Source organism: Paraburkholderia sp. BR14320 (assembly GCF_040948665.1).
Classification (GTDB): Bacteria; Pseudomonadota; Gammaproteobacteria; order Burkholderiales; family Burkholderiaceae; genus Paraburkholderia; species Paraburkholderia youngii.
The window spans coordinates 92,629-107,671 of record NZ_JBFPKG010000027.1 but is presented as its reverse complement, the minus strand read 5'-3'; the positions used below and the strand labels follow the sequence as shown (position 1 = coordinate 107,671).

General features: G+C 64.8%; 14 protein-coding genes and 1 pseudogene. 7 read left to right on the top strand and 8 right to left on the bottom strand.

Annotated features, from left to right (window positions below; genetic code table 11):
• The 6 genes from AB3X89_RS23795 to ubiA form a co-directional block, all read left to right on the top strand.
• Positions 1-1,144, top strand: a 1,144-nt coding sequence (locus tag AB3X89_RS23795) for an ATP-dependent DNA helicase RecG (RefSeq protein ID WP_368585448.1), incomplete at its 5' end; no start/stop codon positions are given.
• A gap of 104 nt (positions 1,145-1,248) precedes the next feature.
• Positions 1,249-2,208: a LysR substrate-binding domain-containing protein gene (locus AB3X89_RS23790; RefSeq protein WP_013088477.1), complete on the top strand. Its 960-nt coding sequence runs from the start codon at positions 1,249-1,251 to the stop codon at positions 2,206-2,208.
• Between the two features lie 375 nt (positions 2,209-2,583).
• Complete coding sequence (locus tag AB3X89_RS23785) at positions 2,584-4,038, top strand: catalase (RefSeq protein WP_368585447.1); 1,455 nt, start codon at positions 2,584-2,586, stop codon at positions 4,036-4,038.
• Between the two features lie 95 nt (positions 4,039-4,133).
• The gene (locus AB3X89_RS23780) at positions 4,134-4,298 is read left to right on the top strand and encodes a hypothetical protein (RefSeq protein ID WP_368585446.1); all 165 of its coding nucleotides are present in this window, start codon (positions 4,134-4,136) and stop codon (positions 4,296-4,298) included.
• A gap of 155 nt (positions 4,299-4,453) precedes the next feature.
• Positions 4,454-4,951, top strand: coding sequence for a Dps family protein (locus AB3X89_RS23775; protein ID WP_018431894.1), 498 nt, complete (start codon positions 4,454-4,456; stop codon positions 4,949-4,951).
• A 234-nt stretch (positions 4,952-5,185) separates the two neighbouring features.
• Complete coding sequence (gene ubiA / locus AB3X89_RS23770; RefSeq protein ID WP_368585445.1) at positions 5,186-6,049, top strand: 4-hydroxybenzoate octaprenyltransferase; 864 nt, start codon at positions 5,186-5,188, stop codon at positions 6,047-6,049.
• A gap of 131 nt (positions 6,050-6,180) precedes the next feature.
• Here ubiA and proC read toward each other — a convergent pair whose 3' ends face one another.
• The 6 genes from proC to AB3X89_RS23740 form a co-directional block, all read right to left on the bottom strand.
• A complete protein-coding gene (gene proC / locus AB3X89_RS23765; protein ID WP_368585444.1) occupies positions 6,181-6,996 on the bottom strand; it encodes a pyrroline-5-carboxylate reductase in 816 nt (271 codons plus the stop codon).
• A gap of 76 nt (positions 6,997-7,072) precedes the next feature.
• Entirely contained in the window at positions 7,073-7,795 is a 723-nt protein-coding gene (locus tag AB3X89_RS23760) for a YggS family pyridoxal phosphate-dependent enzyme (RefSeq protein WP_368585443.1), read from the bottom strand.
• Positions 7,796-7,831: 36 nt separating this feature from the next.
• Positions 7,832-9,058 (bottom strand): glycolate oxidase subunit GlcF, encoded by a 1,227-nt coding sequence (gene glcF / locus AB3X89_RS23755; protein WP_368585442.1) that lies wholly within the window; start codon positions 9,056-9,058, stop codon positions 7,832-7,834.
• Between the two features lie 8 nt (positions 9,059-9,066).
• Positions 9,067-10,155 (bottom strand): glycolate oxidase subunit GlcE, encoded by a 1,089-nt coding sequence (gene glcE, locus AB3X89_RS23750; protein ID WP_368585441.1) that lies wholly within the window; start codon positions 10,153-10,155, stop codon positions 9,067-9,069.
• A gap of 183 nt (positions 10,156-10,338) precedes the next feature.
• The gene (locus AB3X89_RS23745; RefSeq protein ID WP_368585440.1) at positions 10,339-11,832 is read right to left on the bottom strand and encodes an FAD-linked oxidase C-terminal domain-containing protein; all 1,494 of its coding nucleotides are present in this window, start codon (positions 11,830-11,832) and stop codon (positions 10,339-10,341) included.
• Positions 11,833-11,961: 129 nt separating this feature from the next.
• The gene (locus tag AB3X89_RS23740) at positions 11,962-13,380 is read right to left on the bottom strand and encodes an FAD-linked oxidase C-terminal domain-containing protein (RefSeq protein ID WP_368585439.1); all 1,419 of its coding nucleotides are present in this window, start codon (positions 13,378-13,380) and stop codon (positions 11,962-11,964) included.
• A 222-nt stretch (positions 13,381-13,602) separates the two neighbouring features.
• Between AB3X89_RS23740 and AB3X89_RS23735 the strand changes: the two genes are divergently transcribed.
• Positions 13,603-14,157 (top strand): cob(I)yrinic acid a,c-diamide adenosyltransferase, encoded by a 555-nt coding sequence (locus AB3X89_RS23735; RefSeq protein ID WP_368585438.1) that lies wholly within the window; start codon positions 13,603-13,605, stop codon positions 14,155-14,157.
• Between the two features lie 54 nt (positions 14,158-14,211).
• On the opposite strand, the gene AB3X89_RS23730 is transcribed toward AB3X89_RS23735, so the two are convergent.
• Together AB3X89_RS23730 and AB3X89_RS23725 are read right to left on the bottom strand one after the other, a co-directional pair.
• Positions 14,212-14,544, bottom strand: a complete 333-nt coding sequence (locus AB3X89_RS23730; protein ID WP_368585437.1) for a helix-turn-helix domain-containing protein — start codon at positions 14,542-14,544, stop codon at positions 14,212-14,214.
• Positions 14,541-14,885 (bottom strand): annotated as a pseudogene (locus tag AB3X89_RS23725) (type II toxin-antitoxin system RelE/ParE family toxin). The gene AB3X89_RS23730 and the pseudogene AB3X89_RS23725 overlap by 4 nt, the downstream one beginning before the upstream one ends.
• Positions 14,886-15,043 lie beyond the last annotated feature (158 nt).

The window sequence follows — 15,043 nt, the reverse complement described above, 5'->3', positions numbered from 1 at the left end:
CTACCAGGCCGCGCTGATGGCGCCGACCGAAATCCTCGCCGAGCAGCACGCGCGCAAGTTGCGCGGCTGGCTCGAGCCGCTCGGCGTGAACGTCGCGTGGCTCGCGGGCAGTCTGAAGACGAAGGAGAAGCGCGCCGCGATCGAAGCGGCCGCGCTCGGCACCGCGCAGCTGGTGATCGGCACGCACGCGATCATTCAGGACGCGGTCGAGTTCGCGCGCCTCGGGCTCGTGATCGTCGACGAACAGCATCGCTTCGGCGTCGCGCAACGGCTCGCGCTGCGCGCGAAGGCGCAGGGCGCCGCCGACGGCGCGTCCGACTTCCAGCCGCATCAGCTGATGATGTCCGCGACGCCGATTCCGCGCACGCTCGCGATGACCTACTACGCAGACCTCGACGTCTCCACGATCGACGAACTGCCGCCGGGCCGCACGCCGATTCTCACGAAGCTCGTGTCCGACGCGCGCCGCGAAGAGGTGATCGGCCGCGTGCGCGAGGCGGCGCTGACGGGGCGCCAGGTGTATTGGGTGTGTCCCCTGATCGAGGAAAGCGAGACGTTGCAGCTGCAAACCGCGGTCGAGACCTACGAGACGCTCGTGGCCGCGCTGCCCGAGCTCAAAGTCGGGCTCGTGCACGGGCGCCTCGCGCCCGCCGAAAAGGCCACGGTGATGGACGCGTTCTCGCGCAACGAGATCCAGCTGCTGGTGGCGACCACGGTGATCGAGGTGGGCGTCGACGTGCCGAACGCGTCGCTGATGGTGATCGAGCACGCGGAGCGCTTCGGTCTCGCGCAGCTGCACCAGTTGCGCGGACGGGTGGGGCGCGGCAGCGCCGCGTCGGTCTGCGTGCTGCTGTACACCGGACCGCTGTCGATGACCGCCCGCGCGCGTCTGCAAACGATGCGCGAAACCACCGACGGCTTCGAGATCGCCCGCCGCGACCTCGAAATCCGTGGACCCGGCGAGTTCCTCGGCGCGCGGCAGTCGGGCGCGGCGATGCTGCGTTTCGCCGACCTGCAAAACGATCAGCACCTGATCGAGCCCGCGCGCGAAGCCGCCGCGATACTGCTGGACCAGTATCCGGACGTGGTCATCCAGCATCTGGCGCGCTGGCTCGGCGCGCGCGAGCAATATCTGAAAGCCTGAGTGCGAGCCCGCCGCCACGAACGGAACGGCTAAAAGGTTGGCGAACCGACCCTATAGGTGTATAACTAGAACCTATCGAATCTATCGTACTGATTGATCCCCGAATGACGCTCACCGAATTGAAATACATCGTGGCGGTTGCGCGCGAGCGGCACTTCGGCCGGGCCGCCGAAGCGTGTTTCGTCAGCCAGCCCACGCTGTCCGTCGCCATCAAGAAGCTCGAAGACGAGCTGAACGTGCAGATTTTCGAGCGCGGCACCAGCGAGGTCAGCGTCACGCCGATCGGCGAACAGATTGTCACGCAGGCGCAACGCGTGCTCGAGCAGACGCTCGCCATCAAGGAAATCGCCAAGCAGGGCAAGGACCCGCTGGTCGGTCCGCTGCGCCTCGGCGTGATCTACACGATCGGACCGTACCTGCTGCCCACGCTCGTCAAGCAGATGATCCAGCGCGTGCCGCAGATGCCGCTGATGCTGCAGGAAAATTACACGCTGAAGCTGATCGAACTGCTCAAGCAGGGCGAAATCGACGTCGCGATCATGGCGCTGCCGTTTCCCGAAACCGGCTTGATGCTGCGTCCGCTGTACGACGAGCCGTTCGTCGTCGCGTTGCCGTCCGGTCACGCGTGGGAAGGCCGCTCGAAGATCGACCCCGATGATCTGAAGCAGGAAACCATGCTGCTGCTCGGCAGCGGCCACTGCTTCCGCGATCATGTGCTAGGCGTGTGCCCCGAGCTGATGCGCTTTTCGCAGAATGCGGACGGTATCCAGAAGACCTTCGAGGGCTCGTCGCTCGAGACGATTCGTCATATGGTCGCGAGCGGCGTCGGCATTACCGTGCTGCCGCGCATGTCGGTGCACGAGGTCAAGCCGCATGCGGGCGGTATCGACGCGGGCCTGCTCAGCTATGTCGCGTTCGACGAGCCGGTACCCGATCGCCGCGTCGTGCTGGCATGGCGCAAGAGCTTCACGCGGATGCCCGCGATCGATGCGATCTGCGAGGCAATCGCCGCCTGCGAACTGCCGGGCGTCAAAAAACTCGATCTGCCCGCTGCCGTCAACTGACGTGCCATCCCCGCGCAGCCGCGCCGCACAACGGCGCGGCCTGCCGCGAAAAAGGGCGCGAGCTCTATCGAATAGATTAAATTAATCAAATACGAATATTCGATAGTTATTGCTATAGTTTCCTCCATGGATCGCCCGATCCCCTTATTCGATAAGGCTCAGGAGGAAAACATCATGCAAGCGGTTTCTCAGCCCATCCACGCTTTTCCCGCCCAACCGATCATCACGGCCGTCGCGCCGAGTATCCGCACGGTCGCGATGTCGTTGCTGGTCGACCGGGTGCTGGCCGCCTGACGTGCCTACCCATGACGGCGTCCGTCCCGCACGGATGCCGCGCGATTTCCTCTGATCCAATAAAACCACGCAGGAGTGCCCATGTCCGAACGTAAGCTCACCAATGCCGCCGGCGCGCCCGTCGCCGATAACCAGAACTCGATGACCGCCGGCCCGCGCGGCCCGGTCGTGCTTCAAGATGTCTGGCTGCTCGAAAAGCTCGCGCACTTCGATCGCGAAGTGATTCCCGAGCGTCGTGTTCACGCGAAGGGTTCGGGCGCGTTCGGCACACTGACGGTCACGCACGACATCTCGCGCTACACGAAGGCGAAGGTATTCGCGCAGGTCGGCAAGGAAACGCCGCTTTTCATGCGCTTTTCGACGGTGGCCGGCGAGCGTGGCGCGGCCGACGCCGAGCGCGACGTGCGCGGCTTCTCGATCAAGTTCTACACCGAAGAAGGCAACTGGGACGTGGTCGGCAACAACACGCCGGTGTTCTTCATCCGCGATCCGCTGAAGTTTCCGGACTTCATTCACACGCAGAAGCGTGATCCGTACACGAACCTGCGCAGCAACGTCGCCGCGTGGGATTTCTGGTCGCGTCATCCGGAGTCGCTGCATCAGGTGACGATTCTGATGAGCGATCGAGGGATTCCGAAGAACTACCGGCAGATGCACGGCTTCGGCTCGCACACGTACTCGTTCATCAACGCGCACAACGAGCGTTTCTGGGTCAAGTTCCACTTCAAGTCGCAGCAGGGCATCGAGAACTTCACCGACGCCGAAGCCGCGCAGGTGGTCGCCAATGACCGCGAAAGCGCGCAGCGCGATCTGGTGAACAGCATCGACGCGGGCAACTTCCCGAAGTGGCGCTTCGCGATTCAGGTGATGCCCGAAGCGGATGCGGCGAACTACCGCTTCAACCCGTTCGACATCACGAAGGTGTGGTCGCAGAAGGACTATCCGTTGATCGACGTCGGCACGATCGAGTTGAACCGCAACGCGGCGAACTATTTCGCGGACGTCGAGCAGGCGGCGTTCACGCCGGCGAACGTGGTGCCGGGCATCGGCTTTTCGCCTGACCGTCTGTTGCAGGGGCGTCTGTTCTCGTACGGCGATACGCAGCGTTACCGGCTCGGCATCAATCATCACCAGATTCCGGTGAATGCGCCGCGCGTGCCGAACCCGCATTCGTTCCATCGCGACGGCGCGATGCGCACCGACGGCAATCTCGGCGGCAACGTGAATTACGAGCCGAATCGCTTCGGCGACTTCGCGCAGGACGCGAACGCATCGGAGCCACCGCTCGCGGCGGGCGCGGTCGCGCGTTACGAGCATCGCGAGGACGACGACTACTACACGCAGCCGCGCATGCTGTTCGCGCTGTTCGACGACGCGCAGCGTCAGCGTCTGTTCGGCAATATCGCGCGACATATCAACGGTGTGCCGCGGGAGATCATCGCGCGCCAGATCGAGCATTTCCGCCGCGCCGATCCGGCTTACGCGGAAGGTGTGATCGCGGCGCTCGCCGCGTTGCAGGAAGGCAGAAACCGCTAGGCGTCCAGTACGCGGCCCATGGCAACGCAGTAGCACAGTAATCGACGGCGCAGCGCGTCGCTGCGGCCGTCACGAGACGAACCGGGAGTACGATCATGATTCAGATGATGATGGCAAGCATCGGCGGTCCGACCGCCACGCCGAGCATGCGGGCGCAACGGCAGGTGTTGATGTTGCGCAAGGCGATGGGCGTTGCGATCGTCGCGAGCGGCTTTGCGGTAATCGCCGCGCACGCGTTGCAACACGCGCTGCGCGGCTGAGCGCAGTACCGCCAGGATGGCGGCGGGGCAAGGCTCCCGAGCACGCCTTGAGCGAAGCTTGCGGCAATTCACGCTACACTGTCGAACGGTTTTATTCGTGTTTCCGCAGACCGTCATCTGCCGACCGGTTCGTATCACTCTTCGAAGGAGTCATCATGGCCAAGAAAGAAGCCGCAGCAGCCGTACAGCACGTCAACATCGGGATCAGCGACAAGGATCGCAAGAAGATCGCCGAAGGGTTGTCGCGTTTGCTCGCCGATACCTACACGCTGTACCTGAAGACCCACAACTTCCACTGGAACGTCACGGGTCCGATGTTCAACACGCTGCATCTGATGTTCGAAACGCAGTACAACGAACTCGCGCTCGCAGTCGACTCGATCGCCGAACGTATCCGCGCATTGGGCGTGCATGCGCCGGGCACCTACAAGGATTTCGCGAAGCTGTCGTCGATTCCTGAAGCGGACGGCGTGCCGGCCGCGGAAGACATGATCCGCCAGCTGGTCGAAGGCCAGGAAGCGGTGGTGCGCACCGCGCGCGCGATCTTCCCGGCGACGGAAGCCGCCAACGACGAGCCGACCGCCGACCTGCTCACGCAACGCATGCAGACGCACGAAAAGACCGCGTGGATGCTGCGCTCGCTGCTCGCGTGATTTGGCGCGGCTAAGCCGGCCGAGTCACGTTCGAATGCAGGTGCGGGCAACAGCCGCGCCGTGATAGAAACGCACAAGCCTCCCTGTACGGGAGGCTTTGTTTTTTGCGCCGCCGCCGCGTGATGCAGGAGTGCGAGAGCCAGCCACTTCGATACGCGGCCAGATGAATTCAGAGCCGCCGTGCGGTTCCCGTAAAATAGGCGCACCGTGTTCGCACTTCACCGAATTCGTCCCATGTTCGCCCGACTTCCCCTGTATCTGCGCCTCGTGCGCATGGACAAGCCGATCGGCAGCCTGCTGCTGCTGTGGCCGACGCTCAACGCACTATGGATCGCTTCCGGCGGTCATCCGTCGTGGCAATTGCTGGTGATCTTCACGCTCGGCACGGTGCTGATGCGCTCAGCCGGCTGCGCGATCAACGACTACGCGGACCGCGATTTCGACCGCCACGTGAAGCGCACCGAAAACCGGCCGATCACGTCGGGCAAGATCAATGCGTGGGAAGCGGTCGTGCTGGCCACCGTGCTGTCGCTGATCGCGTTTCTGCTGATCCAGCCGCTCAATGCGTTGACCAAGGAGTTGTCGGTGGTCGCGCTGTTCGTCGCCGGCACGTATCCGTTCATGAAGCGCTTCTTCGCGATTCCGCAGGCGTATCTGGGCATCGCGTTCGGCTTCGGCATTCCGATGGCGTTCGCCGCGGTGCTGGATCACGTGCCGCTGCTCGCATGGGCGATGCTGGTCGCGAACATCTTCTGGGCCGTTGCGTACGACACCGAATACGCGATGGTCGATCGCGACGACGACATCAAGATCGGCATCCGCACGTCGGCGCTGACCTTCGGTCGCTTCGACGTGGCCGCGGTCATGCTGTGTTATGCGGTGACGCTGGGGATTTACGTCGGCATCGGCCTGACGCTCGGGTTTGGTTTGCTGTACTGGCTTGGCTGGGTGGTCGCGGTGGGTTGCGCGATCTATCACTACACGCTGATCCGCAATCGCGAGCGGATGCCGTGCTTTGCCGCGTTCCGTCACAACAACTGGCTCGGCGGCGCGTTGTTCGCGGGGATCGCCGCGCATTACGCGGTGACCTCGTTTTAATTCGCGCCAGCGAGTTTCTGGCTTCACGCCGCTGCTGCATCTGCACGCCGTAGGCGCCTGCCCTGAATGGAAAAGGGCAGACGCGCTACGGCGTTTTTGTTTCCGCTATTTGCTGTCGACGCCGATTCGCATTACTGCTTGCCGAACTCGTCGCCCATCTCGCGCGCCCGCGCGTCCGCGGCCAGCGCGCCGCGCACGATCGCATCCTTGATGCCGCTCGCGTCGAACGAGGCGAGCGCTGCCGCGGTCGTGCCGCCTTTCGAGGTCACGCGTTCGCGCAGCACGCTCGGCGGCTCGTCGGAATTGGCCGCGAGTTGCGCGGCGCCCGTGAAGGTCGCGACCGCAAGCGCGCGGCCCTGCGCTTCGTCCATACCGAGCTGGCGCGCGGCTTCCTGCAGCGCTTCGATGAAATAGAACACGTAGGCCGGCCCGCTGCCCGAGATCGCGGTCACAGCGTCGATCTTCGCTTCATCGTCGAACCAGACGTTTTCGCCGACCGCGCCGAGCACCTGCGACGCGAGCGCGCGGCCCGCTTCGTCGACGCTGCCGCTGGCGACGAGACCCGTCACGCCCATGCCGATCAGCGCCGGCGTATTCGGCATCACGCGCACGATGTGGCTGTGGCCATTCAGCCAGCGCGACATGTCGCCGATGCGGATGCCCGCGACGATGCTGACGATCAGTTGCGACGCGCGCAGATGCGGCGCCAGCGTCTCGGCGACGCTCTTCAGGATCTGCGGCTTCACCGCGAGCACGACCGCGTCGTAGTCGGCGAGCGTGCCGTCGGCGGCCGCACCGGTGCGGATGCCGAATTGCTGCTCGTTGCGCCTGCGCGCGTCTTCGTTCGGATCGATCGCGTACAGGTCCGCAGGCGCGGTGCCCCGCTTGATGAGGCCGCCGATCAACGCCGCGGCCATGTTGCCGCCGCCGATAAACGCAATTTTCATGATGGTCCGGATAGGTTCAGATGAGATGCGGTGGGGACTTCGCGCAGCCAGGTTCGCGCAAGGCCCATGGAAAAGCTCAGCGCGAATAGTCGCGCGCGCCGAAGATCGCGGTGCCGACGCGCACGATCGTCGCGCCTTCGAGCACGGCTGCTTCGAGATCGGCCGACATGCCCATCGACAGCGTATCGAGCTCGAGTCCGTCGTTGCGCAAGCGCTCGAACAACTCGCGCAATTGGCGATGCGGCGCACGTTGCGCGTCGAGATCGCCGGCCGGTTCCGGAATCGACATCAGCCCACGCAGCTTCAGCTTCGGCAGTGCGGCGATCTGGTGCGCGATGGCGGCCGCCTCGTCGGGAGCCACGCCGCTCTTCGACGCCTCGCCGCTGACGTTGACCTGCAGGCAGACGTTGAGCGGCGGCAGGTTGTCGGGGCGCTGTTCCGACAGCCGCTGCGCAATCTTCAGCCGATCGACCGAATGCACCCAGTCGAAATGCTCGGCAACGGGGCGCGTCTTGTTCGATTGCAGCGGCCCGATGAAATGCCATTCGAGCGACGCGCGCAGATCGGCGAGCGTCTGCATCTTGTCGAGCGCTTCCTGCACGTAGTTCTCGCCGAATGCGCGCTGACCGGCCGCATGCGCGGCGCGCACGGCATCGGCGGGAAACGTCTTCGAGACCGCGAGCAGCATCACGGACTGCGCATCGCGGCCGGCCGCTTGCGCGGCCCAGGCGATGCGCTCGTGCACTTCGGCGAGATTGTGAGCGAAGTGATCGGCGAAACGGTGAGGCAGATCGGACATGGAGCGAACCGGTGTTCAGCGAAGACGATGCCCCGATTATACGGACAGCATGTGCTCGACCAATTCGATCCAGTGCGCGACCGGCGTCGACGTGCCGCTTTGCAGATGCGCGATGCAACCGACGTTCGCCGACACGATCACCTGCGGCTCCTGCGCCTGCAAACGCTCGAGCTTCTGATCGCGCAGCGCGTATGACAGACGCGGCTGCAGCAGCGAGTAGGTGCCGGCCGAGCCGCAGCACAGATGGCTGTCGGCGGGCAGGCGCACTTCGAGGCCGAGCGCGCCGAGCAGTTGCTCGACCTTGCCGTGGATCTGCTGGCCATGCTGCAGCGTGCAGGGCGGATGGAACGCGACCGTGTGCACCGAGCGGCGGCGCGTGATCGCGACGAGCTGCTCTTCGAACTCGGGCAGGATTTCGGAGACGTCGCGCGTCAACTCGACGATGCGGCGCGCCTTCTCCGCATACTCTGGATCGAGGCGCAGCAGGTGCGCGTATTCCTTGACCGTCGCACCGCAGCCCGACGCGTTCATCACGATCGCTTCAACGCCCTGTTCGACGTAGGGCCACCATGCGTCGATGTTCGCGCGCACGTCGTCGAGTGCTTCGTCGTTGTAGCCGAGGTGCAGGCGGATCGCGCCACAGCAGCCGGCTTCGGGCGCGATCAGCGTTTCGATACCGAGCGCGTCGAACACGCGCGCGGTCGCGATGTTGACGTTCGGCATCATCGACGGTTGCACGCAGCCCGCGAGCATCAGCACCTTGCGTTCGTGTGTCGCGCTCGGCCATTCGAGCGGGCGTTGACGCGCGGGCACCTTGTCGCGCAGCTTCTTCGGCAGCAGGCCACGCACGTGCTGGCCCAGCCGCATCGCGGGCGTGAAGATCGCGCTGTTCGGCAGCACGCTCGCGAGCAGCCGCCGCATCAGCCGCTGATTGAGCGGACGCGTGACCTTCTCTTCGGTAAGCTTGCGGCCGATCTCGACGAGCCGTCCGTATTGCACGCCGGACGGGCAGGTCGTTTCGCAGTTGCGGCAGGTGAGGCAGCGGTCCAGGTGAACCTGGGTGCTGCGCGTGACCGGCGCGCCTTCGACCATCTGCTTGATCAGATAGATGCGCCCGCGCGGACCGTCGAGCTCGTCGCCGAGCAGTTGATAGGTCGGGCAGGTGGCCGTGCAGAAACCGCAATGCACGCATTTGCGCAGGATGGCGTCGGCTTCGTTGCCATCGGGGGTATTGCGAATGAAGTCCGCGAGGTTGGTTTGCATCGCGTCACTCAGAAGTCGGGGTAGAGACGGCCGCGGTTGAAGATGCGGGCCGGGTCGAATGCATGTTTGAGGCCGCGATGGATTTTCATTAACGGCGCGGGCAGCGGTGTGAATACGCCGGCGCTGCGGTCGTAGCCGTGGCCGCTGCGGAAAATGGTTGCGTGGCCGCCGGCCTGCTTCGCGCTGATGCGCACGGTTTGCGCGTCGGTGTCGGTGATCCACCAGCGCTGGCCTCCGCCCCATTCCATCAGTTGCGCGCCGGGCAGTTGCAGCGGCTCGGTGATCGACGGCAACGCGAGACGCCACAGCGCGGCCTTCGGCGGAATGCTCGCAAAGAACGAGTCGGTCTGTTCGCGCAGGCCGCCCCAGAAGCGCTCGGCTTCGACCGCATCGACGACTTCGCCGCCGAGCCCGGTGCGCGCGGCCTTGACCGCGGCCTCCGCGCCGCCCAGGCGCACCGCGAGCGTGCCGTTGCGCCATGCGCTCGCGGTGATCGGCAGCGGCCGGCCGCCCCATTCGTTGAGCTTGCGTACCGCGTCGGTGCCATTCATGTCGAACTTCAGCGTGGCTTCGGCCTGCGCGCGCGGCAGCACTTTGACCGACAGCTCGAGGATCAGCCCGAGCGTGCCGAGCGAGCCCGCGAGCAGCCGCGACACGTCGTAACCGGCGACGTTCTTGACGACCTGGCCGCCGAAATGCAGCACCTGGCCCTGGCCGTTCATCACGACGGCGCCGAGCACGAAGTCGCGCGCGGCGCCGACGGCTGGCCGGCGCGGCCCCGAAATGCCCGCGGCGATGCAGCCGCCGAAGGTGGCCTGCGGTCCGAAGTGCGGCGGCTCGAACGCCAGCATCTGGTCGTGCTCGGCGAGTGCCGCTTCGATTTCCAGCAGCGGGGTTCCCGAGCGCGCGGTGATCACGAGCTCGGCCGGATCGTACGCGATGATGCCGCGATAGGCGCGCGTGTCGAGGATCTCACCTTCCAGCGTCTGGCCATACCAGTCCTTGGTGCCGCCGCCACGGATGCGCACCCCGCGTCCCTCGGCGCTGGCCGAGCGCACGCGTTCGGACCATACGGCGACGATGTCGTCCTCTTCCATGGTGTCCTGCTCGTTGTGTTTCGTTTGATTGTACCGGGCGGCGGCTCGCTGGCAAGCCGGAGCACACCCGCATGACGGGGCGCGGCATCGGTCTGAAGGGTGACGGCGCAAAGCGCCGCGCAGGCCGCGCCCGCATCGGCGCGGGCGCGGCGAACGGTGCCTGCGCGATGCAGACGCGAGCCGCTAGAAGCGCGGCAGCTCGGGATGCGGCAGCAGCCCGCCGCGCACGTGCATCTTGCCGTATTCGGCACAGCGCGCCCGGGTCGGAATGCCCTTGTCGGGATTCAACAGACCGGGCGCGTCGAATGCTCGCTTGACCGCGTGGAACGTGTCGCGCTCCTCGGGCGAGAACTGCACGCACATTGAATTGATCTTCTCGATGCCGACGCCATGCTCGCCCGTCACCGTGCCGCCCAACTCGACGCAGGCTTCGAGAATGTCGCTACCGAACAACTCGGCGCGATGCCACTCGTCCTGGTCGTTGCCGTTGAACAGGATCAGCGGATGCATATTGCCGTCGCCGGCATGGAACACGTTGATGCAGCGTAGCTGGTAGGTTTTCTCCATCTCCTCGATGCGCGCGAGCAGCGGACCGATACTGCGGCGCGGCACGGTGCCGTCCATGCAGTAGTAGTCCGGCGAGATCCGGCCTGCGGCCGGAAACGCGTTCTTGCGCCCGGACCAGAAGCGCAGGCGCTCGGCTTCCGTGCGCGAAATCTGGATACGCGTCGCACCGTGCTCGCGCAGCACCGCGGTCATGCGCACGATCTCGGCCGCGACTTCCTCGGGCGTGCCGTCCGATTCGCACAGCAGGATCGCCGCCGCGTCGAGATCGTAGCCCGCGTTGACGAACTCCTCGACCGCGCGCGTGGCGGGCTTGTCCATCATCTCGAGGCCGGCCGGGATGATGCCCGCCGCGATGATGCCGGCAACGGCGTCGCCGCCTTTGACCACATCGTCGAAGCTGGCCATGATGACCTGCGCCGTTTGCGGCTTCGGGATCAGCTTGACGGTGACCTCGGTGACGATCGCGAACATGCCCTCGCTGCCGATCAGCACCGCGAGCAGATCGAGCCCCGGCGCGTCAGGCGCGAGCGAGCCGAATTCGACGATCTCGCCGTCCATCGTCACCGCGCGCACGCGCAGCACGTTATGCACGGTGAGGCCGTACTTCAGGCAATGCACGCCGCCCGAATTCTCGGACACGTTGCCGCCGATCGTGCAGGCAATCTGCGACGACGGATCCGGCGCGTAGTAGAGGCCATACGGCGCCGCGGCCTCGGAGATCGCGAGGTTGCGCACGCCCGGCTGCACGGTCGCGATGCGCGCATACGGGTCGATCTCGACGATCTTGCGAAAGCGCGCGAGCGACACCACGACGCCGTGCCGAATCGGCATTGCGCCGCCGGACAGCCCGGTGCCCGCGCCGCGCGGCACGATGGGCACATCGAGGCGATGGCAGATCTGCACGATGCGCTGCACTTGCGATTCGGTTTCCGGCAACGCGACTGCGAGCGGCAGACGCCGGTACGCGGCGAGGCCGTCGCAGTCGTACGCGACGGTATCTTCCTCGCGATAGAGCAGACAGTGGCTCGGCAACACGGCCATCAGCGCCTGCACGACTTCGCGCTGACGCTGCGCGAGGACTTCGGCCGACAGTTCAGCGGGTGCGTTCATGTGAGTTGTCTCCTCGTGGCTTGCGCCGGTCCGGCTTCCAGGCTCGAGCCGGCTGTTTCGTGCGGCCTGCTTCGCGTCACTTGCGTGTTCGGGCCGGCGGCCTGTCGCTGCCGGCCTTCGCAATGTCGATCAGGCCGCCGCCCAGGTGAAAATCTTGCCCGGGTTCATCAGATTGCGCGGGTCGAGCGCGTGCTTGATGGAGCGCATCGTGTCGACCGCGACGTCGCCGTGCTCCTCGAGCAGAAAGCCCATCTTGTGCAGGCCGACGCCATGCTCGCCGGTGCAGGTGCCGTCCATGCGCAGCGCGCGCTGCACGATGCGATGGTTCAGGCGTTCGGCTTCTTCGAGCTCTTCGGGCTTGTCCGGATCGATCAGGATCGCGACGTGGAAATTGCCGTCGCCGACATGGCCGACGATCGGGCACGGCAGCGGCGACGCCAACAGATCCTGCTCCGTTTCAACCACGCACTCCGCCAGACGCGAGATCGGCACGCAGACGTCGGTGGTCACCGCGCGCGAGCCGGGCTTCAGTTGCAGCATCGCGAAATAGGCGTTGTGACGCGCGTTCCACAGGCGGCTGCGGTCTTCGGGGCGCGTTGCCCATTCGAAGCCTTCGCCGGCATTCTGCGCGGCGATTTCCTGCACGAGTTCGGCCTGTTCCTTGACGCCGGCCTCGGTGCCGTGAAATTCGAAGAACAAGGTGGGCGCTTCGCGCAGCGTCAGATTCGAATGGCGATTGATCGAGCGGATCGCCAGCGAATCGACGAACTCGACGCGCGCGATCGGCACGCCGATCTGGATCGTCTCGATGACCGCGCGCACCGCATCGCCCATCGACGGGAACGTGCACACAGCGGCCGACACCGCCTCCGGCTGCGGATAGAGGCGCAGCGTGATTTCGGTGATCACGCCGAGCGTGCCTTCCGAGCCGACGAACAGTCGCGTGAGGTCGTACCCCGCCGACGATTTGCGCGCGCGCGAGCCGGTCTTGATCACGCGGCCATCGGCGAGCACGACCGTCAGGCCGAGCACGTTCTCGCGCATCGTGCCGTAGCGCACGGCGTTGGTACCCGACGCGCGGGTCGCCGACATGCCGCCGATGCTCGCGTCCGCGCCCGGGTCGATCGGGAAGAACAGGCCGGTGTCGCGCAGCGCTTCGTTCAGTTGCTTGCGCGAGATGCCGGGCTCGACGGTGACGGTCAGGTCTTCGGCGTTGATCGACAACACCCGGTTCATCTCCGACAGATCGATCGACACGCCGCCTTGCACGGCAAGCAGATGTCCTTCGAGTGACGAGCCATTGCCGTACGGAATGATCGGCACGTCGAACTCGCCGCACAGCTTGACGGCGGTTTGCACGTCTTCGGTCGTACGCGCGAAGACGACGGCGTCAGGCAGTTGCGGATCGAACGGCGATTCGTCGCGGCCGTGGTGCGCACGCACGGCTTCGGCAACGGAGACCCGATCGCCGAAAGCGGCTTTGAGCTGGTTCAGCAATTCGGCAGAAAACGGCCGGCGTAGCGGTGCCGGCGGTACGGGATGGTTCACGCATGTCTCCTATCGAGCGGAGTTGGCGCTTCAACGCTTACTCCGGTCCGATGAAAGTTTCTGTAGGTAACAGCCTGTTTGCAGCAGCTGTTTCATTTTACGCCGTTCGCTCCGCCAGGAGGCGCTGGGCCGGCTTCCGCTCATATAATGGCGGCGATTTCGCGATGCGTGCAATATGGACAAACGTGGTGGCCGCATCGTCACTGAAAGCAAGGAGACATCATGGGCAATCGCCTCAGCAAGATCGCCACTCGCACCGGCGACGACGGCACCACCGGTCTCGGCGACGGCCGCCGTGTGCGCAAGGACAGCGCCCGAATTGCCGCGATCGGTGACGTCGACGAACTCAATTCGAACCTCGGCGTGCTGTTGTGCGAGAACCTGCCCGAGAACGTACGCGCGGCGCTGGTCGCAATCCAGCACGATCTGTTCGATCTGGGTGGCGAGCTGTGTATTCCCGGTCATACGATGATCACCGAGCGGCATCTCGCTCAGCTCGACGGCTGGCTCGCCGACTACAACGCCACGCTGCCGCCGTTGAAGGAATTCATTCTGCCGGGCGGTTCGCGCGCGGCTGCGCTCGCGCATGTGTGCCGTACCGTTTGCCGTCGAGCGGAGCGTGCGATCGTCGCGCTTGGCGAACACGAGACGCTGAACGCGGCGCCGCGTCAGTACGTGAACCGGCTGTCCGATCTGCTGTTCGTGCTGGCGCGCGTGCTGAATCGCGCGGACGGCGGCACCGACGTGCTGTGGCAGCACGATCGCGGCGCGCCTTGAGCGGCGACGCGCATGCGCGTATAGATAGTCACTGAGCTTCGCACGAGCCGACGCTCAACCGACCGCGAGCGTGACCGGCTTGCCGATGCGGCTCAGCATTTCAACGAGCGTGTCGATCGTGAACTTGGTGGTTTTCTTGTTGACCACGTCTGACACGCGCGGGCGCGACACCATCAGAATTTCGGCCGCCTCGGCCTGCTTCAGATGATGCTGTTCGATCCACGTGGACAGCTCGGTCATCAATTGTTCCTTGAGCAGCCGCGTGTCGTTGATCTGCTTTTGCGACGCCGCGTGAAGGCGCTTCGCTTCCTCGGCGGAAAAACCGAGTTCGAGGAACACGTTCGCGCCGGCTCGCGTTACGTGACGAATGTTGGCGTCGATCGTCATGGCTGGGTGGTCCTGTAATGAGTGATGGCGCGATAGCGCGTTTCGGCAATTTTTCTGTCGCGCGGCCCGAGCTTCTGCGTTTTCTTCTGAAAGCAATGCAGCACCTACAGCGCTTCGGCGTATTTGGTCACGTACATCACGCGAAAAATGCCGTCCTCGTCTCTGATACGAATTTCGCGCGTTCCCGCGCCGATAGACTCGAACAGTTTCCAGTCGTCAGGGTCGAGTCCTGACTGAATCTTGTGAAGCTGAAACCCGGCGAGACGACGCGCTACATTGGGAAAAGCAAGCAAATCACGGTAGCTGGAGCCTAACCAGCGAATTTCTTTTTCCTGCTCCATCGCCACCTCATGTATAAAATATTATACGCTTTCTTCAACCCGGTCAAGTCGTGCAAGCGACCAGCCAACGAGCTATGACGATAGCGAGGCGTCCGGCTTCGCACCATTCGTCCGAATGGCCAATAAAAAACCCGGTTCGAAATCGAACCGGGTTTTGT

What these genes read in the sequence shown, in the direction of transcription:
- AB3X89_RS23790 (WP_013088477.1), top strand. Translation starts at nt 1,249, where the DNA reads ATGACGCTCACCGAATTGAAATACATCGTGGCGGTTGCGCGCGAGCGG.
- AB3X89_RS23785 (WP_368585447.1), top strand. Translation starts at nt 2,584, where the DNA reads ATGTCCGAACGTAAGCTCACCAATGCCGCCGGCGCGCCCGTCGCCGAT.
- AB3X89_RS23780 (WP_368585446.1), top strand. Translation starts at nt 4,134, where the DNA reads ATGATTCAGATGATGATGGCAAGCATCGGCGGTCCGACCGCCACGCCG.
- AB3X89_RS23775 (WP_018431894.1), top strand. Translation starts at nt 4,454, where the DNA reads ATGGCCAAGAAAGAAGCCGCAGCAGCCGTACAGCACGTCAACATCGGG.
- ubiA (WP_368585445.1), top strand. Translation starts at nt 5,186, where the DNA reads ATGTTCGCCCGACTTCCCCTGTATCTGCGCCTCGTGCGCATGGACAAG.
- proC (WP_368585444.1), bottom strand. Translation starts at nt 6,996, where the DNA reads ATGAAAATTGCGTTTATCGGCGGCGGCAACATGGCCGCGGCGTTGATC.
- AB3X89_RS23760 (WP_368585443.1), bottom strand. Translation starts at nt 7,795, where the DNA reads ATGTCCGATCTGCCTCACCGTTTCGCCGATCACTTCGCTCACAATCTC.
- glcF (WP_368585442.1), bottom strand. Translation starts at nt 9,058, where the DNA reads ATGCAAACCAACCTCGCGGACTTCATTCGCAATACCCCCGATGGCAAC.
- glcE (WP_368585441.1), bottom strand. Translation starts at nt 10,155, where the DNA reads ATGGAAGAGGACGACATCGTCGCCGTATGGTCCGAACGCGTGCGCTCG.
- AB3X89_RS23745 (WP_368585440.1), bottom strand. Translation starts at nt 11,832, where the DNA reads ATGAACGCACCCGCTGAACTGTCGGCCGAAGTCCTCGCGCAGCGTCAG.
- AB3X89_RS23735 (WP_368585438.1), top strand. Translation starts at nt 13,603, where the DNA reads ATGGGCAATCGCCTCAGCAAGATCGCCACTCGCACCGGCGACGACGGC.
- AB3X89_RS23730 (WP_368585437.1), bottom strand. Translation starts at nt 14,544, where the DNA reads ATGACGATCGACGCCAACATTCGTCACGTAACGCGAGCCGGCGCGAAC.